The organism is Billgrantia sp. Q4P2 (genome assembly GCF_052806135.1).
Genome location: NZ_JBRBAI010000007.1, coordinates 117,497 through 137,313, shown reverse-complemented (window position 1 = coordinate 137,313; position 19,817 = coordinate 117,497). Strand labels below are relative to the sequence as shown.

General features: G+C 62.9%; 21 protein-coding genes. 20 read left to right on the top strand and 1 reads right to left on the bottom strand.

Annotated elements, in window-relative coordinates:
* Positions 1 to 42: 42 nt before the first annotated feature.
* On the bottom strand, positions 43 to 1,641 hold the full coding sequence (locus ACUY1T_RS13895) for a solute:sodium symporter family transporter (protein ID WP_446023746.1): 1,599 nt from the start codon (positions 1,639 to 1,641) through the stop codon (positions 43 to 45).
* Positions 1,642 to 2,434: 793 nt separating this feature from the next.
* Between ACUY1T_RS13895 and ACUY1T_RS13890 the strand changes: the two genes are divergently transcribed.
* The 20 genes from ACUY1T_RS13890 to ACUY1T_RS13795 are packed head-to-tail and all read left to right on the top strand — an operon-like array spanning position 2,435 to position 19,774.
* Entirely contained in the window at positions 2,435 to 3,112 is a 678-nt protein-coding gene (locus ACUY1T_RS13890; protein ID WP_446023745.1) for a beta-ketoacyl synthase chain length factor, read from the top strand.
* Positions 3,109 to 3,897 carry a lysophospholipid acyltransferase family protein gene (locus ACUY1T_RS13885; RefSeq protein ID WP_446023743.1) on the top strand — a complete coding sequence of 263 codons (789 nt, stop codon included), beginning with the start codon at positions 3,109 to 3,111 and terminating at the stop codon, positions 3,895 to 3,897. The genes ACUY1T_RS13890 and ACUY1T_RS13885 overlap by 4 nt, the downstream gene beginning before the upstream one ends.
* Positions 3,869 to 4,138, top strand: a complete 270-nt coding sequence (locus ACUY1T_RS13880) for a phosphopantetheine-binding protein (protein ID WP_446023742.1) — start codon at positions 3,869 to 3,871, stop codon at positions 4,136 to 4,138. Before ACUY1T_RS13885 ends, ACUY1T_RS13880 begins: the two co-directional genes overlap by 29 nt.
* Complete coding sequence (locus ACUY1T_RS13875; RefSeq protein WP_446023740.1) at positions 4,128 to 4,394, top strand: acyl carrier protein; 267 nt, start codon at positions 4,128 to 4,130, stop codon at positions 4,392 to 4,394. Before ACUY1T_RS13880 ends, ACUY1T_RS13875 begins: the two co-directional genes overlap by 11 nt.
* 3 nt (positions 4,395 to 4,397) lie before the next feature.
* Positions 4,398 to 4,931: a hypothetical protein gene (locus ACUY1T_RS13870; protein ID WP_446023738.1), complete on the top strand. Its 534-nt coding sequence runs from the start codon at positions 4,398 to 4,400 to the stop codon at positions 4,929 to 4,931.
* The gene (locus ACUY1T_RS13865) at positions 4,928 to 6,625 is read left to right on the top strand and encodes an AMP-binding protein (RefSeq protein WP_446023737.1); all 1,698 of its coding nucleotides are present in this window, start codon (positions 4,928 to 4,930) and stop codon (positions 6,623 to 6,625) included. Before ACUY1T_RS13870 ends, ACUY1T_RS13865 begins: the two co-directional genes overlap by 4 nt.
* Complete coding sequence (locus ACUY1T_RS13860) at positions 6,618 to 7,376, top strand: glycosyltransferase family 2 protein (RefSeq protein ID WP_446023735.1); 759 nt, start codon at positions 6,618 to 6,620, stop codon at positions 7,374 to 7,376. The genes ACUY1T_RS13865 and ACUY1T_RS13860 overlap by 8 nt, the downstream gene beginning before the upstream one ends.
* A complete protein-coding gene (locus tag ACUY1T_RS13855) occupies positions 7,373 to 8,314 on the top strand; it encodes an LpxL/LpxP family acyltransferase (RefSeq protein ID WP_446023733.1) in 942 nt (313 codons plus the stop codon). The genes ACUY1T_RS13860 and ACUY1T_RS13855 overlap by 4 nt, the downstream gene beginning before the upstream one ends.
* Positions 8,298 to 9,872 (top strand): HAL/PAL/TAL family ammonia-lyase, encoded by a 1,575-nt coding sequence (locus ACUY1T_RS13850; RefSeq protein WP_446023731.1) that lies wholly within the window; start codon positions 8,298 to 8,300, stop codon positions 9,870 to 9,872. The genes ACUY1T_RS13855 and ACUY1T_RS13850 overlap by 17 nt, the downstream gene beginning before the upstream one ends.
* Positions 9,859 to 10,299 carry an acyl-CoA thioesterase gene (locus ACUY1T_RS13845; RefSeq protein ID WP_446023730.1) on the top strand — a complete coding sequence of 147 codons (441 nt, stop codon included), beginning with the start codon at positions 9,859 to 9,861 and terminating at the stop codon, positions 10,297 to 10,299. Before ACUY1T_RS13850 ends, ACUY1T_RS13845 begins: the two co-directional genes overlap by 14 nt.
* Positions 10,299 to 10,853, top strand: coding sequence for a LolA-related protein (locus ACUY1T_RS13840; protein WP_446023971.1), 555 nt, complete (start codon positions 10,299 to 10,301; stop codon positions 10,851 to 10,853). Before ACUY1T_RS13845 ends, ACUY1T_RS13840 begins: the two co-directional genes overlap by 1 nt.
* Positions 10,850 to 13,174, top strand: coding sequence for an MMPL family transporter (locus tag ACUY1T_RS13835; RefSeq protein ID WP_446023728.1), 2,325 nt, complete (start codon positions 10,850 to 10,852; stop codon positions 13,172 to 13,174). Before ACUY1T_RS13840 ends, ACUY1T_RS13835 begins: the two co-directional genes overlap by 4 nt.
* A gap of 4 nt (positions 13,175 to 13,178) precedes the next feature.
* Positions 13,179 to 14,441: an NAD(P)/FAD-dependent oxidoreductase gene (locus ACUY1T_RS13830; RefSeq protein WP_446023726.1), complete on the top strand. Its 1,263-nt coding sequence runs from the start codon at positions 13,179 to 13,181 to the stop codon at positions 14,439 to 14,441.
* Entirely contained in the window at positions 14,442 to 15,008 is a 567-nt protein-coding gene (locus ACUY1T_RS13825; protein WP_446023724.1) for a DUF3261 domain-containing protein, read from the top strand.
* Positions 14,993 to 16,186, top strand: a complete 1,194-nt coding sequence (locus ACUY1T_RS13820; RefSeq protein WP_446023722.1) for a beta-ketoacyl-ACP synthase — start codon at positions 14,993 to 14,995, stop codon at positions 16,184 to 16,186. Before ACUY1T_RS13825 ends, ACUY1T_RS13820 begins: the two co-directional genes overlap by 16 nt.
* Positions 16,179 to 16,673: an ApeP family dehydratase gene (locus tag ACUY1T_RS13815; RefSeq protein WP_446023720.1), complete on the top strand. Its 495-nt coding sequence runs from the start codon at positions 16,179 to 16,181 to the stop codon at positions 16,671 to 16,673. The genes ACUY1T_RS13820 and ACUY1T_RS13815 overlap by 8 nt, the downstream gene beginning before the upstream one ends.
* Entirely contained in the window at positions 16,670 to 17,395 is a 726-nt protein-coding gene (fabG, locus tag ACUY1T_RS13810; protein WP_446023718.1) for a 3-oxoacyl-ACP reductase FabG, read from the top strand. The genes ACUY1T_RS13815 and fabG overlap by 4 nt, the downstream gene beginning before the upstream one ends.
* Positions 17,395 to 18,654 (top strand): beta-ketoacyl-ACP synthase, encoded by a 1,260-nt coding sequence (locus tag ACUY1T_RS13805; RefSeq protein WP_446023717.1) that lies wholly within the window; start codon positions 17,395 to 17,397, stop codon positions 18,652 to 18,654. The genes fabG and ACUY1T_RS13805 overlap by 1 nt, the downstream gene beginning before the upstream one ends.
* Positions 18,651 to 19,181 carry an excinuclease ATPase subunit gene (locus ACUY1T_RS13800; RefSeq protein WP_446023715.1) on the top strand — a complete coding sequence of 177 codons (531 nt, stop codon included), beginning with the start codon at positions 18,651 to 18,653 and terminating at the stop codon, positions 19,179 to 19,181. The genes ACUY1T_RS13805 and ACUY1T_RS13800 overlap by 4 nt, the downstream gene beginning before the upstream one ends.
* A complete protein-coding gene (locus tag ACUY1T_RS13795) occupies positions 19,178 to 19,774 on the top strand; it encodes a 4'-phosphopantetheinyl transferase family protein (RefSeq protein ID WP_446023714.1) in 597 nt (198 codons plus the stop codon). Before ACUY1T_RS13800 ends, ACUY1T_RS13795 begins: the two co-directional genes overlap by 4 nt.
* The last annotated feature ends 43 nt before the right edge of the window (positions 19,775 to 19,817 follow it).

Sequence of the window (19,817 nt, the reverse complement as noted above, 5' to 3'; positions counted from 1 at the left end):
TAAAAAAGAGGCGAGCCTGACGACCCGCCTCTACGCGCAGCCTCAACCGCCGGCGAAGGTGGCGTAGATGATGACCACCAGCACCACCAGCAAGAGCCCCACGGGCACGGCACCACGCCAGGGCGTGAGATCGACGGCGCCGCTGTCCTCGTGCACCCAGTCGGTCTCGCGCGGACGCAGCTTGCCGATCACCAGCATCAGGACGACCAGCAGCACGAACACGCCGGCCACGAAGTGGAACTCGTGCATGACCAGCGGAAGCCGATCGAACGGCGGCACGAAATAGCCCGCGGCAATCAGCAGACAGCCGCCAACCAGGGCAATCTTGGCCGCCATGGGCGGCACGCGCTTGGTGAGCAGGCCGACGATCACTACCGCGAGAATGGGGATGAAATAAATGGCGTTCATCTTCTGCAGGTAGCCGAACAGGCTCTCCTGACCGGCGAGCAGCGGTGCGATGGTCATGGTGGCAATGGCCATGATCCAACCGAATACCTTGCCCGACTTCACTACTTCCTCGTCCGTGGCATCCTTCTTCAGCACGCCCTTGTAGATGCCGAGGCTGAAGATGGTGGTGGTACTGTTGAGCGCCGAGTTGAACGACGACAGGATGGCGCCCACCATCACCGCAGCGAAGAAGCCGGTGAGGTACGGCGGCAACACGTTGAACACCAGGTGACCGTATGCTTCGTCGGCGCGCACGCCCTGATCGGCATAGAGGTGATAGGCGATGATGCCCGGCAGCACCAGGTACAGTGGACCGAGCAGCTTGAAGAAGCCGGTCAGCAGGACGCCTTTCTGGCCCTCGGCGAGGTTCTTGGCGGCGAAGGTACGCTGGATGATCTGTTGGTTGGTGGTCCAGTAGAAGAGGTTGATCAGGAACACGCCGGTAAAGAGGGTGGAGAACGGCACTTGCTGGTCGGAGCCGCCGATCGAGTTGAGCTTTTGCGGATCGCTCTCCTTGAGGATATTCCAGCCCTCGAGCAGGCCACCGTCGCCACTGACCGCCTGCAGGCCGAAGTAGACGATGACGAAGCCGCCGATCAATAGCCCGACGCCGTTCAACGTGTCCGATACGGCTACGGTGCGCAGCCCGCCGAACAGGGCGTAGATGGAGCCGATGATTCCCACCACCCAGACAGTGAGCCACAGCAGCAGCGTCGACGATTCGATCCCGGTCAGGCCGGAGAGATCGAGCATGCCCTGCAGCCCCATGGCGCCGGAGTAGAGAATGATCGGCAGCAGGATCACCGCATAGGCGATCAGGAAGATGACGTTGCAGATCAGTTGGGTACCGGCGTCGAAGCGGATCAGCAGCATTTGCGGCAGGGTAGCGATGCCGCTGCGCAAGAAACGCGGCAGGAAGAACAGCGCCAGGGCGACCAGGGCGATGACCGCCACCACCTCCCAGGCCATCACGCTCAGGCCATCGCTGAAGGCCGCCCCGTTGAGCCCCACCATCTGCTCGGTGGAGAGGTTGGTCATCAGCAATGAGCCGGCGATCAGCGGAAAGGTCAACGAGCGGCCGGCGAGGAAATAGCCACTGGTACTCTCATGATCGTCGCGTCGGGTCAGGCGCCAAGTGATGAGGGCCACCAGGCCGGTAAAGAACAGGAACGACAACAGGGTCAAGGCATGCATGCAGGTACACTCCCTTGCGGACAGCGAGCAATCCGTTGCGTCAGAGACAAAATGTCTGACATTGATGAAATTACGATATTCTAGGCAAACACAACACCAAACACATACGCCTTTAGTCTAACTTTAGCCAAAAAAATGATGTAAATTTACTTATCTGCAGACCAAGCCAAGGGACAGTGCGTGCTTAAATTTAGCTGCAGCCTAGCCTAGGGCCTAGCAGACCCCGGAGGAGCTATAAAAATGCTGGCCACCCTTTCCAGATCAGTTGATCTCAAATGCGCTTAGCATCAGCGACATGAGTACGAAAGAGCTCCGACCGCACTCTCGACCAGACCAGAGCTCACATGATTTAACCAATCAATCATGCAACTCGAGACTAAAAATACTTATCACAGCCCAAACATCGACTGTATGACGTCCTTTCGAGAGTCGTTCAAAATTTTTTCAATTAACTCGATCCACGCGCCATCTCTGTAGCAATTTTTCGACTTTTCTTCGCATGGACAGTCACTCTTCGCTTGCCTCACTGAAACGCTGCGCCAAACCAGTAACAATATGTACCTCAGGACTTACAACCTTCCCTATTAATACTCTTCCCTGCATACGCATATTACACCGAACCTATCTCGGCACTGTCAGCGCTACTCACTGCAGCTTGCAGTTAAGCTTATGCCGAGCCCGACGGAGGATACACTAACCATACTTTAATAAACTCTCATGAATGATTTTGTAACACACGCTTTCACAGGTCGCGCAATCAAGTTACAATCCTTCCCCTTTTTACGCACGAGCCGTGAGAGCAGTGTCCCTATCCCTATATCTCGAAGACTGGCGGGGGTGGCTTCCCGATGAGACAGTGGCCATCTGTGACCCGAGCCATCGAGTCGAGGCTCAGCCAGGCAAGAGCCTGCCGGCCATGTTGCGACGACGCCTCGATGATACCGGGCGCGCCACCTGCGAAATCCTCAGGGCACTGGATCCGGAGGTGGAACTACCATTGGTGCATGCTTCCCGCCATGGCGATACCACCCACACCTTGGGTATGCTCGAAGCGTTGGAGAGCGGCGAGCCCATCTCCCCGACGCGCTTTTCCATGTCGGTGCACAATGCGGTTCTCGGCGTTCACTCCATTTCTTGCGGCGATCATCACCCCTTACAGGCTCTAGGGGCCTGTGGCGATGAATTCGACGCAATTCTTCATGAAGCTCGGGGTTATCTCATGGAAGGTCACCGAGCCATCGTCGCAGTTTTTTCGGAAGGACCACTTCCCTCGGCTTACCAAGGCCACACAGAGCACCCAGGTACCGCCTGTGCTGTCGGCATGCGGCTGACACTGGACCGGGGCCGCAGACTCATGGCTTCTGATCCCGCATGCAGCGCCCGCCCGTCACCTCTCGAAGTAATGGCCTGGCTCAGCGGCGACACCCCCTACCTCGTCGGTCGGCACCGGTGGCAACTGGGGGCGGAATGAATCTGAACAGATGGTGGCGTGGACTGGGCACCACTCTTTCCTTCATCACCTTCGGCATCGGGGGCCTGTTCATCGGCCTGGTGATCGCCCCCTTGTTGAGCCTATGCGTGCGCGACAACGAGCGACGACATTATCTGGCAAGGCGCCTCATCCAGCGATGCTTCCGGGGTTTTATCAACCTGATGCAAGGCCTCGGAGTACTCGACTATCAATTCGATCACCAGGAACGACTGCAACGCCCCGGCCTGCTGGTGTTGGCCAACCATCCATCATTGATCGATGTCATTTTCCTGCTGGCGCACATGCCCCAAGCCAACTGTATCGTCAAGGGAAGGCTGGCCAGCAACCCCTTCACACGCGGCCCGATCCGCGCGGCAGGCTATATTACCAACAACGGGCCCGAAGGGGTGCTGGAGGCCGCGAGGGAGAGCCTCAGGAAAGGCCATTCGCTGGTCCTCTTTCCGGAAGGCACCCGCACCAAGCCGCAGCGTCCCATCAAATTCAGGCGCGGTGGGGCAAACATCGCATTGCGGACGGAAACGGCGATCACGCCAGTACTGATACGCTGTAATCCCACCACACTGACCAAGGGCGAGCCTTGGTATCATATCCCGGCGAGCAAGGTCCATATGGAACTGCGTGTTCTCGACGACCTGCCTATCAACCATGACAACCAACAGCCTACCGGGCAGCTCGCCAGACAACTAACAGATCGGCTAAGCGATCTCTTCAACAGGGAACTGGAACGATTTGACCATGAGCGATACATGCGACATGACGCTTGAACTCAAGCGCCTGATCATCGACACGCTGGAACTCGAGGACATCACTCCCGGCGATATTGATCCTGGAGCCCCGCTATTCGGCGATGGGCTGGGGCTAGACTCCATCGATGCCCTCGAACTCGGCTTGGCCTTGCAAAAGCGCTACGGCATCAAGCTTGACGCCGAAGCTGAGGAAACCCGCCACCATTTCTCCAGCCTGACTGCCTTGCAGTCACTCGTGGAGGCCCGTCGTGTCAACTGATACCGCCTCCGGAAATCGCACCGAAATATTGGCTCACGTACGCAAGACACTGGTTGAGTTGTTCGACCTCGATACCGCTGACATCACCCCCGAAGCGCGGCTCTACGAAGACCTGGATATCGACAGCATCGATGCCGTGGACCTGGTCGTCGAACTCAAGCAGTTTACCGGCCGGCGCATCAACCCCGACGACTTCAAATCGGTGCGCACTATCGATGACGTCGTCAACGCCGTCGAACGTTTGATGCACCGCTGAGAGATGCCGGGACAAGCGCTCAAGTGGCTCGGCGCCGGCATAGCGCTAGCCTGGCCTGTACTGGTCTTCGTCCTGCATGACCGCCTGGGTAGCTGGCCTCTATTGGCGATCGGCGCCTTGCTGCTCGCCTGGCGAATGCCACAGGCTCGATATCTGGCCACCTTGGCGGCGGCACTGTTGCTGGCCCTGGGGGGCTTGGGGCATGCCGAACTCGGCATGCGTGCCTACCCCGTCGCCGTCAACATCGTCATGCTGGCCGTTTTTCTGTCCAGCCTGTGGCGGGGTATGCCGATCGCCGAGCGCCTGGCGCGCCTGCACGAGCCCGATCTGCTACCGGCCGGAATATGCTATACCCGCCGGGTCACCTGGGCATGGTGCGGTTTCTTCGTCTTCAACGGAGCCATTGCCTGCTGGACAGCGTTTGCCGACCTGGCGACCTGGACGCTATACAACGGCGTTATCAGCTACGCCCTGATCGCCATGATGTTTGCCGGTGAATGGCTGCTGCGCCACCGGCTGCGAAGGAGCTTGTCGTGACATTCGTTCCGCTAACTCGATTGCCCTGGCGTAGAGCAATCACGAATCAGCACTCACTCCCGCGGCACTGGGTCGATCCGTTCTCGCTCACCCAGCGTATCGATGCTTGGCGTCGTTGGCTGGCCGACCAACCCGCTGGCCAGTGGCTGCTCTGCCGACGTCACCCCAGGGAATTCTGCGCGGCTCTGGCTGCGCTGTGGGAAAGCGGTCGTGTGGCAGTATTACCGGCCGATGATCGACCCGAAACCCTGGTCCGGCTTGCCATGGATGTCGACGGCACGCTGCCCGAGACCCCTGGCGAGCAGAGCGCCAACCACCCTGCCACTCCTGCATATCCCGAGTCGCTCGCCCCCACGGATACGGCGATCGTGCTTTACACCTCGGGCTCCACCGGCGACCCCATACGCCTGGCCAAGCGTTTCGACCAACTCGATGCGGAACTGGCCGTCCACGCCGAACTGTGGCCCTTGGCCGATAGCTGTGTCATCTCGCAGGTCAGCCACCAGCACATCTATGGCCTGCTTACCGGCGTGCTGCACCCTTTGTGTGCCGGCGTTCCTTTCAGTGGCGACGAATCCCGATACCCGGAAGTGCTGGCGGCACGCCTTCACGAGGCCGGTGATACCGGCCTCGTGCCTGTGGTGGTGAGTTCTCCTGCCCAGTTGTCACGACTGCCGGAACATCTGCCGTGGCACGACTTGCCCCGATCCCGCCGCGTGTTTTCCTCCGGCGCCCCGCTCGCGGCAGAGCATGCCCGGCGCACCGAGAACCTGCTGCATACTTCGGTGATCGAGATTTATGGTAGTACCGAGACCGGAGGAATCGCTCAGCGCCGGCAAACGCAGGACTCAACCTGGGAGGCCCTGCCAGGTGTAGAGCTATCCTTCATGGGCGAGTGCCTGGCGCTGCGTTCGCCGTTCCTGGAAGCCCCACAAAGCTGGTGGCAACAACCCGACCGCGTCGCCCGGACGACCGCTGGATTCGAGCTGCTGGGCCGCGCCGATCGCTTGGTCAAGATCGCCGGCAAACGCGTCTCGCTGGATCATATCGAGCATGCCCTCGCCGCCATACCGGAAGTCAGTGAGGCCCGTTGTATCGATCTCGGTCGATCCGATGGACGCCTGGGGGCCGTGGTCGCACTGCACGACGAATGCATGCCGCACCGGCACGATACCCGCCATGAGCTGATTCAGCGCCTGCGTACGCAGCTGTCACGCCACCTGGAACGCGTCGCCATCCCGCGCTACTGGCGCTTCGTCGATGCCCTGCCGAGCAATGCCCAGGGCAAGCTCGACCGTGGTCTGGTCAGCCGGCTTTTCGCCGATCTCGACGACACCAAGACGCCACGCTGGCTGGGCGAGCGCCGCCCTAACCCCGCTTCCTGCCTCCTGACCCTGGAAGTGCCGGAACGCCTGGTCTTTCTCGAAGGGCACTTCGAAGAATACCCGCTGGTGCCAGGCGTGGTCATGGTGCAATGGGCCATCGAACTCGCCAACGACAGCTTCGGTGAGACAGGCGAGTTCAAGGGTATCGAGCGCTTGAAGTTCCAGCGTGTGTTACGCCCGGGCTCGCGCTTCACGCTGCAGTTGACGCGTCGCGATGACGGCATCGCTTTCGCCATCGACTCGCACGAGGGCCGGCATTGCGCCGGGCATGTGCGCCTGCTGACCCGGCCCGGAGGGGGCCATGGCTGAGCCGCGTCCCTGCATCCTGATTCCGGTCTATAACCACCCCACCACGATCGGCCCACTCTGCGACGAACTGGCCATCCTGGGGCTTCCTCTGCTGCTGGTGGACGATGGCTGTGATGCCGAATGCGCGGCCGAACTCGACCGCCTCGCCGGGAACGGACACCACTTGCTGCGCCTGACCACCAACCAGGGCAAGGGTGCTGCGGTGCGAGCCGGACTCGAGCAGGCCCAGTGTTTGGGATATACCCATGCCTTGCAGGTGGACGCCGACGGCCAGCATGCTTGCGAGGATCTGCCGGCCTTTCTTGCCGAACTGGAGTCGGCTCCCGAAACGTTGGTGGTCGGTTACCCGCGCTATGATGCCAGCGTTCCGCGAGCACGCTTCTACGGCCGTTACGCGACCCATGTGTGGGTATGGATCAACACCCTGTCCCTGGAAATTCGTGATTCCATGTGCGGCGTCAGGCTCTACCCGGTCGCAGCGCTCAACCGCCTACTGGCACGCCACCCCTGCGGCAACCGCATGACCTTCGACACCGAGGTACTGGTGCGCTGGCACTGGGCTGGCGGCGCCCTGACGCAGCGCCCGGTACGGGTGCATTACCCTCGCGATGGCATAAGCCACTTCGCGCTGTGGCGCGACAATCGCCAGATCTCCATGATGCATACCCGCCTGTTCTTCGGCATGCTGCTACGCCTGCCCCACCTCCTGGCTCGACGTCTGCGAAGGCAACCCGCTGAGGTGGGCTCATGAATCGCCATTGGGCCCAGATCGGTGAGCGCGGCACCATCGCCGGCATGACCCTGATGGTGGCGATACAGCGCCACTTGGGACGCTGGCCCTTCCGGCTCGTGCTGTGGCCGGTCATGCTGTGGTACTTCCTGGCGCATGCCACGGCACGACAGGCTTCCCAGTCCTATCTGCAACGCCTCTATCCTCATCTCGGGCAACGACCGCTCGTCCGCTGGTGGCACAGCTATCGCCACTTTCTCGCCTTCGGCGATGCGCTGATGGACAAGGTCGCGGCGTGGAGCGGGGATATCGCCGACGAGCGCCTGACCGGCACGGGCTTCGAGCGGTTCAGTGCCGCCATCGACGGCGGCCGGGGCGGCCTGATCCTGGTCGCTCACCACGGCAACCTCGACGTGGTCAATGCCCTCGCCGAACGGCACCCCGGACTCGAGCTGACGGTGATGATGCATACCCGCAATGCGCGCAAGTTCAATGCACTGCTGGAGCGCGTCACAGGCCGACCCCGCCCGCATGTGCTCGAAGTCAGCGAGATCACGCCGGCCACCGCCCAGGCGCTGGCCGAACGCATTCACGCCGGCGGCTATGTGGTCATCGCCGCCGATCGTCTTTCCCTGTCGGAGGGGCGGTCGCAGTGTCTCGATTTTCTCGGCGATCGCGCCAGATTTCCCGAAGGTCCGTTCTGGCTTGCCACGTTATTGCGCTGCCCGCTGTATACCCTCGCCTGCGTACGCGAGGACGGCAGGTTCCGAATCGACTTCGAAGCCCTCGACGACACCGGGGAACTGCCACGTCGCCAGCGCGAAGCATGGATCGCCGACGCCATGCAGCGCCATGCCGACCACTTGGCCGAACGCGTTCGGCGACATCCCCTGCAATGGTTCAATTTCTATCCGTTCTGGATGAACGACACTGGATACCTTCATGACGACTCTCCATGACCCGCTTGCCGGTCCCATCACCAGCGAACCGCTCACGCTGGATGGCTCGACCGTCACCCTCGAGGACGTACTGGCCGTTGCCGAAGGCCACCGTCGCGTCGTGCTGTCGTCAGCGGCCGAATTCCGTGAGCGCATCGCCCGCGGCAATGCGTTTCTCGAGCGCCTGCTGGAAGAAGATGGCGTGGTCTACGGCGTCACCACCGGCTATGGCGACTCCTGCACCCGCGAAGTGCCGGCCTGCGACCTGGAGCAACTGCCGCGCCAGCTGTACACCTTCCACGGCTGTGGCCTGGGCGAGGTGCTGTCGGTGGAAGCCGCGCGAGCCGTGGTCATGGTGCGCCTGGTATCGTTGTGCCGCGGCGTCTCGGGAGTCAGCATCGAACTCCTGGAACGCCTGGCCTGGCTGCTCGAGCACGATATCGTGCCAGTCATTCCCGAGGAGGGTTCGGTGGGGGCCAGCGGCGACCTGACGCCGCTGTCGTACTTGGCTGCGGTACTTTGTGGCGAGCGCGAAGTGTTCGACCGAGGCCAACGCCGCGCGACCTCCGAGGTCTTTGCCGAACGTGGCCTCGCACCCTATCGGCTGAAACCCAAGGAAGGCCTGGCACTGATGAACGGTACCGCAGTGATGACCGCGCTGGGCGTGTTCGCCTTCGCCCGGGCTGCCTATCTGGCGCAGCTTGCCACACGCATCACGGCACTGTCGGTCCATGCGCTGGACGGCAACACCTATCACTTCGACGCCGACCTGTTCGCCGCCAAGCCGCATCCCGGCCAGAATCGCGTGGCCGAGCGCCTGCGCAACGACCTGCATGCTTCCGCAACGCCACGCAACTCACCCCGTCTGCAGGACCGTTACTCGACACGCTGCGCGCCGCACGTGATCGGCGTGGTGGAAGACGCCCTGCCCTGGTGGCGCCAGTTTCTCGAGAACGAGCTCAATAGCGCCAACGACAATCCTCTGATCGATGCCGAGCACGGCAAGGTCATGCACGGTGGCCATTTCTACGGCGGCCACGTCGCCTTCGTCATGGACAGCCTCAAGCAAGCCTGCGCCAACCTGGCCGACCTGCTCGACCGCCAGTTGGCGCTGCTGGTCGACTCCCGCTTCAACCATGGCCTGCCCAGCAACCTGAGTGGTGCCACACCCGAGCGGGCCAGTCTCAACCATGGCTACAAGGCCGTGCAGATCGGCGCTTCGGCGTGGACTGCCGAAGCGCTCAAACTGACCATGCCGGCCAGCGTCTTCTCGCGCTCCACCGAATGCCACAACCAGGACAAGGTCAGCATGGGGACCATCGCCGCTCGCGATGCCCTGCGTGTACTGACTCTCGTCGAACAGGTCGCCGCCGCCACGCTGCACGCCACCTGCCAGGCCGTCGAACTGCGCGGTCGTCTTGCCGATGCGCCCCCGCTTCCCGAGCGCCTGGCCGGCTTTCTCGATGCCTGTCGGGAGATTTTTCCGGCCTTGGGCGAAGATCGCGCCCTTGAATCCGAACTGCGCACCCTGTGTAACCTGATTCGCCAACGCCGCTGGAGCCTGTATGACGCCAGATGACCGCCCGCTGCCGCGCTGCGAAACCGAGCTGACGATCCCCTTCCACGATGTCGACATGATGCAGGTGGCCTGGCACGGCCACTATGTACGGTATCTGGAAATCGCCCGCTGCGAGTTGCTAGATGCCATCGATTACAACTATCCACAGATGCAGGCCTCGGGGTTCGCCTGGCCAGTGATCGACCTGCGCCTGCGCTATGCCGCCCCGATAACCTTCGCTCAGCGGATCGTCATCGAAGCACGCATGAGCGAGTGGGAACATCGACTCAAGATCGACTACACCATCCGCGATGCCGAGTCGCGCAAGCGCCTGACCCGGGCCTGGAGCGTACAGGTCGCAGTAGGGCTGGACGACCATGAGATGCGCCTGGTATCGCCACCGCCGCTGGTCGAGCGACTGCTCGCCTGGCAGGAGGTCAATCCGTGATGCGCCTCTCACAGAGAATGTGTGTCGTCCTATGCCTGACCGCTCCCGCCGCGGTGGGGGCGACACCAAATGACGCTGCGCTTGCCGAACGCCTGGCCGCTCATGCCCCGCAATGCGGCCGCTTCGAGCAGTCTCGCTGGCTGGCCGATCTCGAGACACGACTGGATAGCCGCGGCCATTTCCAACGCCACGAAGATGGCCTCGTCTGGCAGACGACCGCGCCAGTGAATGATCGCGTGGTCCTGAGTGAAGACAACGACGATCTGCCGCGCGGCTTCCAGGTCGTCGCCCCGGTCTTTTCCGGTCTCGTGTCCGGCGACTGGCGGGCCTTGGAGCGGCACTTTACGATCGAACTCAGCGGCGAGCTGGAAGAGTGGCAGGCCAACCTGACACCCAACGAGACGGCGGTTGCCGAACGACTCACGCAACTGCGGGTGAGCGGTTCCCGGCAGGTGGAGCGGGTCGAGCTCGAGTTCACCGACGGCGACCGACTCGACCTGACCCTGACACCGACCGCTTGTGAAGAGCGCGACGAGGGTAACGCTTCACCGTGAGCGATGCGCAACGTCCCAATCGAGTCGAATGGTTCGCCGCCTGGGGTTGGGCCGGGCTGCTGCTGGGCTGCGCCATTCTACTGGCCGGTTTATTGAGCCAGGGGAGGCCACTGGATACGCGCATCACCGCATTACTGCCAGAAACCCGCCAGGCGGGCCTGATCGAACGGGCCGAACAGCGCCTGACACAGGCCTTCGAGGATCGCTTCGTGCTGCTGGTCAGTGGCGAGTCCCCAAGCGAGTTGATCAGCGACCTGAAGGCCCGTCTATGGGATTCCACCAGCGTCAGCAGCCTCGATGATACCGACTTGGAACGGCCCGACAGCGCCTTGGCGCCGTACCGCTATCGCCTGCTGGCCGAGCCCCTCGCCAGCGCCGATAGCGAGGCCTGGGTGCGGCGCGGCCTGACGCGGCTGTTCACCCCCGGCAGCGATGCCGATCCGCGGCGCGATCCTTTCGGCCTGCTCGATGCCTGGCTGGAACAGCGCTTCGATACTCCGGTCCGCCTGATCGATGGCCTGCCTGCCATCAGTGAGGGCGGGAAATACTGGTTCATCGTCAGCGGCCAGCTCTCCGCCAGCCCTTACGACATGGCCCTGCAACGGCGGCTTGTCACGGCGCTGTCTAGCTTTCGCGATGCTCACCCCGAGGCCGAATTGTTGCGCAGCGGCCTGGTATTCCATGCCGCCGCGGGGGCGCAACAGGCCAAACGGGAAATCTCCACCATCGGGCTGGGCTCGCTGCTGGGTATCGGCTTGCTGCTGTGGGTCACGTTTCGAAGCGCTGCGATCCTCGCCAGCCTGTTGCTGCCGGTCGCCTGCGGCGTGCTGTTCGCACTGCCATTGACCTGGCTGCTGTTCGGCACGCTCAACCTGCTCACGTTGGCGTTCGGTGCCAGCTTGATCGGCATCGCGGTCGACTACGCCCTGCACCTGCAGTGCGCTCGCCAACTGACGCCCAAGCAACCGCTGGCACGCCTCTGGCCCGGTCTACTGCTGGGTCTGGTGTCCAGCCTGGCCGCCTATCTCGCCCAGCTGGCCACCCCCATGCCGGGGCTGCGCCAGATGGCCACCTTCGCCGCGTTGGGATTGATCGGCGCGTGGCTGACCGTGCGGCTGTGGCTACCGTGGTTCTCCCCGCGTCCTCATCCCGTGACAGTAAACCTAGCGACTCGGCTGAACAGGTTGCGTCTGCCATCTCGAGCGCCCTATCGCTGGTGCCTGCTGGCCATGCTGGGGTTAGGCGCGGGGCTATTGATTCTCACACGCCTGGCAGCCAACGACGACCTGCGCCAGCTCAACCCTTCGCCCGTCGGGCTGATCGCCGAGCAGCAGCGCGTACAGGCCTTGCTGGAACGCCCGTCCGGCAACCGCTACCTGGTCGTCACCGCCGATCACGAAGCCGAGTTGCTGGAGCGACTGGAAGCCCTGGAAGCCCCCCTCGCGGAGCTGCAGGCACAGGGACATCTGTCCCACTATCGGCATCTCGCCCAGGCGGTACCCTCGCCAGCAACCCAGCGAGCCAACCTGGAACGGGTGCGCCAGACCTATGCCACCGCCCTACCCGAATTGATCGCCCAGGCCGGACTGCCCCCGGCACTGAGGGAGTCCGCCCTCGAACCGCTACGCACGGTGCCGCAGCTGACCCTCGACATTTGGCTAAAGATGCCGGCGGGACGTGCCGATAACAGGCTGTGGCTTGGCGAAGTATCCACGTCTGGTGATGAGGCTCCCCAACTGGCCGCCCTGATCGCACTGGGCGATGCCGATGGGGTCGCTCACCTAGCGCTCGGCCGGTTCGCGGCATCAGCACATGTCCATTATCAGGATCGGGTGGCAACCCTATCGGAGCATTTGGCACGGCTGCGCGATCAGATCGCCCTATGGTTGACGGTCGCCGTAGTGGGGTTGGCGCTACTGTTCGGCTGGCGCTATCGGCTTCGGGCCTGGCGTGTACTGCTGCCCCCACTGGGAGCGGTAGTCACGACGCTGGCGTTGTTCAGCGCGCTGAATATCGGCCTGACGCTGTTTCATCTACTGGGGCTGCTGCTGGTACTGGGTATCGGCCTCGACGCAGGTATCTTCAGCACCGAGCACCCCGACAGCCCGGCGGCCTGGCTGGCGATCAGCCTGTCCTGCGCGTCGAGCCTGCTGGCCTTCGGCTTGCTGTCCTTAAGCGCCACGCCGGCATTGCACTATCTGGGCCTGACCTGCCTCATCGGGCTCACCGCGACTTGGGCCCTGGTGCCCTTCGCCAGGGCGGAGACCGATCGGCGCATTTCCGCGCCCGCACACAGCCGTGATGGCCAACAGGAGACATGATTGCATGGAATCGAATGACACTACCGATGTCGCCATCATCGGCGCAGGCCCTGCCGGAGCCGCCGCGGCCGCCTGGCTCGCTCGACGTGGCCTGCATGTCCGGGTCATCGAGCGCAGCCGCTTTCCACGCTTTTCCATTGGCGAAAGCCTGCTGCCGCAATGCATGGTCCATCTCGAGGCCTGCGGCTTGCTCGAGGCAGCACAGGCCGGTGGCTTTCAGCCCAAGAACGGTGCCGCCTTCACCTGGCGCGGCCGGAACACCGCCATCGACTTTCGTGACAAGTTCACCCCCGGTCCCGGTACTACCTGGCAGGTCGAACGTGCCGATTTCGACCAGCGCCTGATCGAGGGGGCGCGCCAGGCCGGTGCCATGGTCGAATTCGACACCCGCGTCGAGGCTTTCGTTGCCGATGCCGAGCGGCCCAGCCTGACACTGGTCGACACCAGTGGCGAGCGGCGTTCGCTCAGTGCCCGGTTCGTGCTCGATGCCAGCGGCTATGGTCGCGTCCTGGCACGACTCGCCGACCTTGCCCAGCCCTCGACCCTGGAATCGCGCTGTGCCCTCTTCACCCACGTCGAGGACCGCATCGACTGTCCGCAATATGACCGCGAGAAGATCCTGATCGGCCTGCACCCCACGCATCCGGGAGTCTGGTACTGGCTGATTCCCTTCCGGCATGGGCGCGCCTCGCTCGGCGTGGTCGGCGACCGGGCGACGCTCGAAGCCGCTGGCAACGACGATGATGAACGCCTGTGGCATTTCGTCCATGCCGAACCCCGGCTTGCCGAGTTGCTATCCGATGCCGAGGCGATTCGTGACATAGGCCGCCTGGAAGGCTATTCCGCCGATGTCCTGCGATTGCACGGCCCCGGCTTTGCCCTGCTGGGCAATGCCGGTGAATTCCTCGACCCGGTCTTTTCCTCGGGCGTTACCATCGCACTGGATTCGGCACTACGTGCCGCTCCCCTGGTCGAGCGTCAGCTCGCCGGAGAAACCGTCGACTGGGACAAAGAGTTCGAACGGCCGCTAAGACGTGGTGTGGCTACCTTCCGCGAGTTCGTCGATGCCTGGTACGACGGGCGCCTGCCACACATCATCTTCAATGAACGGCAAACGCCGCGCATTCGCGCGATGATCAGTTCGGTGCTTGCCGGCTATGCCTGGGACGAGAACAACCCTTTCGTCGCCGCCAGCCGCCGCCGTCTGAACAGCCTGGCCGAGGCATGCAGCGGCGATGTCCCCTCCACCATCAGTGAGGTGGGCTAGGTGCGACGCTCCATTCTGTACCGGGCGCCATTGATCGCCGCCCTTGCGCTACTGGTCGGTTGTGCCGGCCGGCCCGTCGATGCGCCGCCGCCCGAGCTGGCCGCCCTTTCCGAGATGGGCACGCGCATGCAGCGCCTGACGTTTCTGCAACAGGACCAACGCCACGAATTGATCGGTGTCTTGCGCCACGACGAACGATCATTGCGCCTGGCCCTGCTGAGCCCACAAGGGCAGCGTCTACTGACTTTGGTCCAGGACGACCAGGGGGCACGCTTCCTGGCCGATGCATCGTTCGATCCACCGTTCTCGGCGGAGTGGCTGGCCAGTCGTCTGGCCTGGAGCCTGTGGCCGTCGCCGGCATTGACTCAGGCCTTCGGTGGGACCGGCTGGTCTTTGGCGGAGGACGGCAAGGAGCGTACCATCCGCTACCGGAACCAAACCATCGCTCACGTCATCGGCAGTGCCGAATGCCGTATCATCGACGATTTCGAGGGTGATTATCGCCTGTATATCGCACCCCTTGACGACGCAACCGAGCGCACGGCCACCACATGCCCAGCCGATTGAGCCCCATACAAGAACAGCCTTGCCGTCTCTTGCCCCCGGCGCTGGTCTGCCCGCTGGGCGACGACCTGGAGACGATCGCCGATGCTCTCTTCAGCGGTCGCCGCGGCTTGGTCCACGACGATGCCTTTACCCCTGGCCGCCCCTTGCCGCTGGGACGAGTGAATAGCCCTCTGCCCGATGCCAGCCGCTTACCGGCGGTACACCGCTCGCGAAACAACCTGTTGCTGGCCGCGGCACTGGAACGGCTCGCGCCGACACTCGATGCCTTTCGCCAACGTTGTCCCCAGGCGCGCATCGGGGTGGTGCTCGGTACCAGCACCTCGGGTATCGGCGAGACCGAAGTTGCCTTGGCCAAGCGCCGGAGAGAAGGCGACTGGTCCGCCGACTTTCATTATCAACGCCATGAAATCGGCTCTCCGGCCTGTTTCGTCGCCGAGTGGCTCGGCCTCGATGGACCGGTTTACACCCTATCCACCGCCTGCACATCGAGCGCGCGGGCCCTGGCCAGTGCCAAACGCCTGCTGGCAAGTGGCGCCTGCGATGCGGTGATCGCTGGCGGCGCCGACAGCCTCTGCGGCCTGACCGTCAATGGCTTCGCCTCCCTCGAAGCGCTCAGCGATGCTCCCTGCCAACCCTTCTCGATCAATCGTGACGGCATCAACCTGGGCGAAGCCGCGGCACTGTTCCTGGTCACTGCCGAAACCGGTGGCATCCAGCTCAGCGGCTATGGCGAGACAAGCGATGCCTACCATATTTCCGCACCGCGTCCCGACGGCCAGGGCGCCATCTCCGCCATCCAGGCGGCATTGGGCATGGCTCGGCTCCCAGCCACGGCCATCGATTACCTCAACCTGCACGGTACCGCAACCCGGCAGAACGACAGCATGGAAGCCCTGGCCGTCTCCCAGCTCTTTGGCGACACGCTGCCATGCAGCTCGACCAAGGCCCTGACCGGTCATACCCTGGGGGCCTGTGGCGCACTGGAAGCAGCCTTCTGCTGGATGACCCTAGACGCTGGCCGGCTGCCGCCCCATGTCAACGATGGCCAGCTCGATCCGCAGCTGCCGCCACTGAACTATGCCTCGGCCGGGAGACACGACGGTTGTCGGGCGCTCAGCAATGCCTTCGCTTTCGGTGGCAACAATATCGCCCTACTGTTGGAGCGTTGTGATGACTGATTCCCCGCCCTCCCCAAAGCTCGAGCTACCCTGCGACATTGCTCCATACGTACCGCATCGCCATGGCATGTGCCTGCTCGACTCACTGCTCGAGGTGGGTGACGAATACCTGCATGCCGAAGTCACTCCCCGCCGCGATGACCTATTTGCCGGCAGCGATGGGATCCCCGGCTGGGTAGGGCTCGAATGGCTCGCCCAAGCCGTTGCCGCCTGGGCCGGTGTGCAGGCCATAGAAGTCGGTGGCACACCGCAAATTGGCTTCCTGCTTGGTACCCGACGCTACCGCTGCCAGACACCGCAATTCGCGTTCGACCAACCGATCCGCATCGAAGTCGAACTCGATTTTCGTTCCGACAACGGACTGGGCGCCTTTCGCGGGCGACTGCTCGATGGCGAGGGCCAACAGCTCGCCACCGCGACGCTAAACGTCTTTCAGCCCGAGTCACGGGACGCGCTGGAAGCCACTCAACAGGAGAGCAACCCATGACCGACACCATTCTGGTCACCGGCTCGAGCCGCGGCATCGGTCGTGCCATTGCCCTGCGTCTGGCACGGGATGGTTTCGATATCGTGCTGCACTGCCGACAACGCAAGGAGGCTGCCGAAGCGGTCGCCAACGACATTCGCACCCAGGGGCGCAATGCCCGCGTACTGTGCTTCGACGTCGCCGACCGTGAAGCCGCACGCCAGGCCATCGAAGCCGATGTCGAAGCGCACGGCGCCTATTACGGGGTGGTCTGCAACGCCGGCATTACTGCCGATGGGGCCTTTCCCGCCCTTTCCGACGAGGACTGGGACAGCGTCATCCACACCAATCTCGATGGCTTCTACAACGTGGTCAAACCCTTGGTCATGCCGATGATTCGCCGTCGCGCGCCAGGTCGTATCGTGGTGATGTCCTCGGTATCGGGATTGATGGGCAATCGTGGCCAAGTCAACTACAGCGCTGCCAAGGCCGGCCTGATCGGTGCGACAAAGGCTCTTGCAGTGGAATTGGCCAAGCGGCGAATCACGGTCAACTGCGTCGCTCCGGGGCTGATCGACACCGACATGACCGATGACCTGGTCATCGAGGAAGCCCTCAAGCTGATTCCCATGCGTCGCACCGGCACCAGCGAGGAAGTTGCCGCCACGGTAGGCTTCCTATGCTCGCACGACGCCGGCTACATCACCCGGCAGGTTTTCGCCGTCAATGGAGGGATGTGCTGATGCCAGACGATATGCTGCGCAAGGATGGCCTCGGTCGCCGGGTGGTGGTCACCGGCATGGCCGGCTTCTCACCGATCGGCAATGACTGGCCAAGCATAAGGACACGCCTCGCGCGTCTGGAGAGCGGCGTTCGTCACATGAACGATTGGTCCAAATACGAGGGGCTCAACACCCGCCTGGGGGCGCCGGTCACTGACTTCAGCCTCCCTGACCACTACAACCGGCGAACCCTGCGCAGCATGGGCCGGGGCGCACAGATGGCCACCCGAGCCAGCGAGCTGGCGCTGGAAGATGCAGGGTTATTCGCCTCCCCGCTATTGGGTAGCGGCCAGATGGGAATTGCCTACGGTGCATCGGCGGGTGAGCCCGACGCCGTGGCCGACTTCGGCAACATGCTGATCAACAAGTCGACCGACGGCCTCAACGCCAACTCCTATATCCGCATGATGGCCCATACCGCACCGGTCAACATCGGTGTGTTCCTCGGCGTGCGCGGACGTATCCATACCACCTCCAGTGCCTGTACGTCAGGCAGCCAGGGCATCGGCTACGCCTATGAGGCGATTCGCTTCGGCCGCCAGACGGCGATGATCGCCGGCGGCTGTGAGGAGCTATCGGCCTCCGAGGCTGCCGTCTTCGATACGCTGTTCGCCACCAGTACCCGCAACGACGCCCCTCACACCTCCCCACGCCCCTTCGATGCCGAGCGCGACGGGCTGGTGATCGGTGAAGGTGCCGGCACCCTGATCCTCGAGGAACTCGAACACGCCATGGCGCGCGGTGCCAACATCTACGCCGAGCTGGTGGGCTTCGGCACCAACAGCGATGGCCGCCATGTCACCCAGCCCGACGCCGGCATGATGGAACGAGCCATTCGCCAGGCCCTCGATGACGCGGGGGTGGAGCCGGATCAGATCGGCTACGTCAGTGCCCACGGCACCGCCACCGATCGTGGCGATATCGCTGAAAGCCACGCTACGCATGCCGTGTTTGGCTCCAGGCTGCCGATCAGCGCCTTCAAGAGTTTTACCGGCCATACGCTGGGCGCCTGCGGCGCACTGGAAGCCTGGGTGGCCATCGAGATGATGCGCGAAGGCTGGTTCCATGCCACTGCCAACCTTGAGCAACCCGACGACGCTTGCGCGGATCTCGACTATTTATGCGGCGAAGCACGACGCATCGACTGCGAGTACGTGATGAGCAACAACTTCGCCTTCGGAGGCATCAATACCTCGTTGATATTCCGGCGCTGGCCATGATGGCACTATTCTTTGCTACCCACGGTGCCGTACTACCCCGACACATAAACCAACCAAGAAGAAGGAACGCTAAAATGACCAGGGGATTGATTTCATTCGCTATGCTGCTCGGCGCTCTGCTGTTGGCCACGACGAGCCATGCACGCGATACCACGCTCATGCTTTCCATTGAAGAGGCCATGAATAGCCCCGCGGCCAGGGAGCAACTCGATCCCAACATCCGCTTCTACTTTGCCGATGCTCCACATGGAGAGGTCATTACCCAGCATGGTAATTTCGTCACCAACAAGAAGACCAATGCCTTCAACAAGAGCGATGAGGCAGCCTGTCAATGGGTCATGCTATCCGCGCTGATCAGCCTGCAGGACCGCGTCAAGGCCGAAGGTGGCAATGCCGTGATCAACATCGAAAGCTACTACAAGCGCCAATCCATGGCATCGCGCAGTGAATACGAATGTCATGCCGGCGCGATCATGGCGGGAGTGGCCTTGCGTGGCGATGTCGTCACCCTGAACGGAGCGGAATGACGCCTCGTCTCGATCTGCTCCTGGCACAAGCCCCCGCTGACAGCAGCGGGGCTTTCCTGTCGCGGCTGGGAAGAGAATCGCTCTCCCGGCTCGCTGCACGCCATGGCTTCGACTGCCCCGTGGATGGCTGGTCGCCCAGAGGCCACGGGGCACCACGACATTCGTCTTTGCCTCTCCCCTGGCAGGCCTGCCTCAGCCATCGTGGCCGACGCGTCGTTGCGGGGTTGGCCACGGTGCCGGTCGGCATCGACATCGAGCATTCTCGCCCCAGGCATGGGGCTCGCCTGGCGGAGCTGGTCGACCTTCTGCCTGAAGCTCGAGTACGACATGCCATACTCGAGGCGGCCAACCCGCTGAAGGCGTTCTATCGTGCCTGGACACTGCACGAGGCCCTGTTCAAGCTCGACAGTCTCTCGGGCCTGCCGCCAACTAGCGTATTGGAAACGAGGCTTGCTCGGTTGCTTCCCGGTGGTGGAATCCAGGCATGGCAGTGGCAACACGATGGCTGGACATTGAGCATCTGTAGTCATGAGCGCAGGCTTGGCATCCGCTCACTTCCCCGGCTGGCGATCACCAAGAGTCATTGGCCGTAAGCAGCGGCTCATGCAGCAGCAGACTTGCCAGCGCTGCGCAGGC

Coding starts and splice junctions, on each gene's coding strand:
- fabG (WP_446023718.1), top strand. CDS start 16,670: ATGACCGACACCATTCTGGTCACCGGCTCGAGCCGCGGCATCGGTCGT.
- ACUY1T_RS13860 (WP_446023735.1), top strand. CDS start 6,618: ATGGCTGAGCCGCGTCCCTGCATCCTGATTCCGGTCTATAACCACCCC.
- ACUY1T_RS13895 (WP_446023746.1), bottom strand. CDS start 1,641: ATGCATGCCTTGACCCTGTTGTCGTTCCTGTTCTTTACCGGCCTGGTG.
- ACUY1T_RS13845 (WP_446023730.1), top strand. CDS start 9,859: ATGACGCCAGATGACCGCCCGCTGCCGCGCTGCGAAACCGAGCTGACG.
- ACUY1T_RS13880 (WP_446023742.1), top strand. CDS start 3,869: ATGAGCGATACATGCGACATGACGCTTGAACTCAAGCGCCTGATCATC.
- ACUY1T_RS13815 (WP_446023720.1), top strand. CDS start 16,179: ATGACTGATTCCCCGCCCTCCCCAAAGCTCGAGCTACCCTGCGACATT.
- ACUY1T_RS13805 (WP_446023717.1), top strand. CDS start 17,395: ATGCCAGACGATATGCTGCGCAAGGATGGCCTCGGTCGCCGGGTGGTG.
- ACUY1T_RS13830 (WP_446023726.1), top strand. CDS start 13,179: ATGGAATCGAATGACACTACCGATGTCGCCATCATCGGCGCAGGCCCT.
- ACUY1T_RS13800 (WP_446023715.1), top strand. CDS start 18,651: ATGATGGCACTATTCTTTGCTACCCACGGTGCCGTACTACCCCGACAC.
- ACUY1T_RS13885 (WP_446023743.1), top strand. CDS start 3,109: ATGAATCTGAACAGATGGTGGCGTGGACTGGGCACCACTCTTTCCTTC.
- ACUY1T_RS13870 (WP_446023738.1), top strand. CDS start 4,398: ATGCCGGGACAAGCGCTCAAGTGGCTCGGCGCCGGCATAGCGCTAGCC.
- ACUY1T_RS13855 (WP_446023733.1), top strand. CDS start 7,373: ATGAATCGCCATTGGGCCCAGATCGGTGAGCGCGGCACCATCGCCGGC.
- ACUY1T_RS13840 (WP_446023971.1), top strand. CDS start 10,299: ATGCGCCTCTCACAGAGAATGTGTGTCGTCCTATGCCTGACCGCTCCC.
- ACUY1T_RS13820 (WP_446023722.1), top strand. CDS start 14,993: ATGCCCAGCCGATTGAGCCCCATACAAGAACAGCCTTGCCGTCTCTTG.
- ACUY1T_RS13850 (WP_446023731.1), top strand. CDS start 8,298: ATGACGACTCTCCATGACCCGCTTGCCGGTCCCATCACCAGCGAACCG.
- ACUY1T_RS13795 (WP_446023714.1), top strand. CDS start 19,178: ATGACGCCTCGTCTCGATCTGCTCCTGGCACAAGCCCCCGCTGACAGC.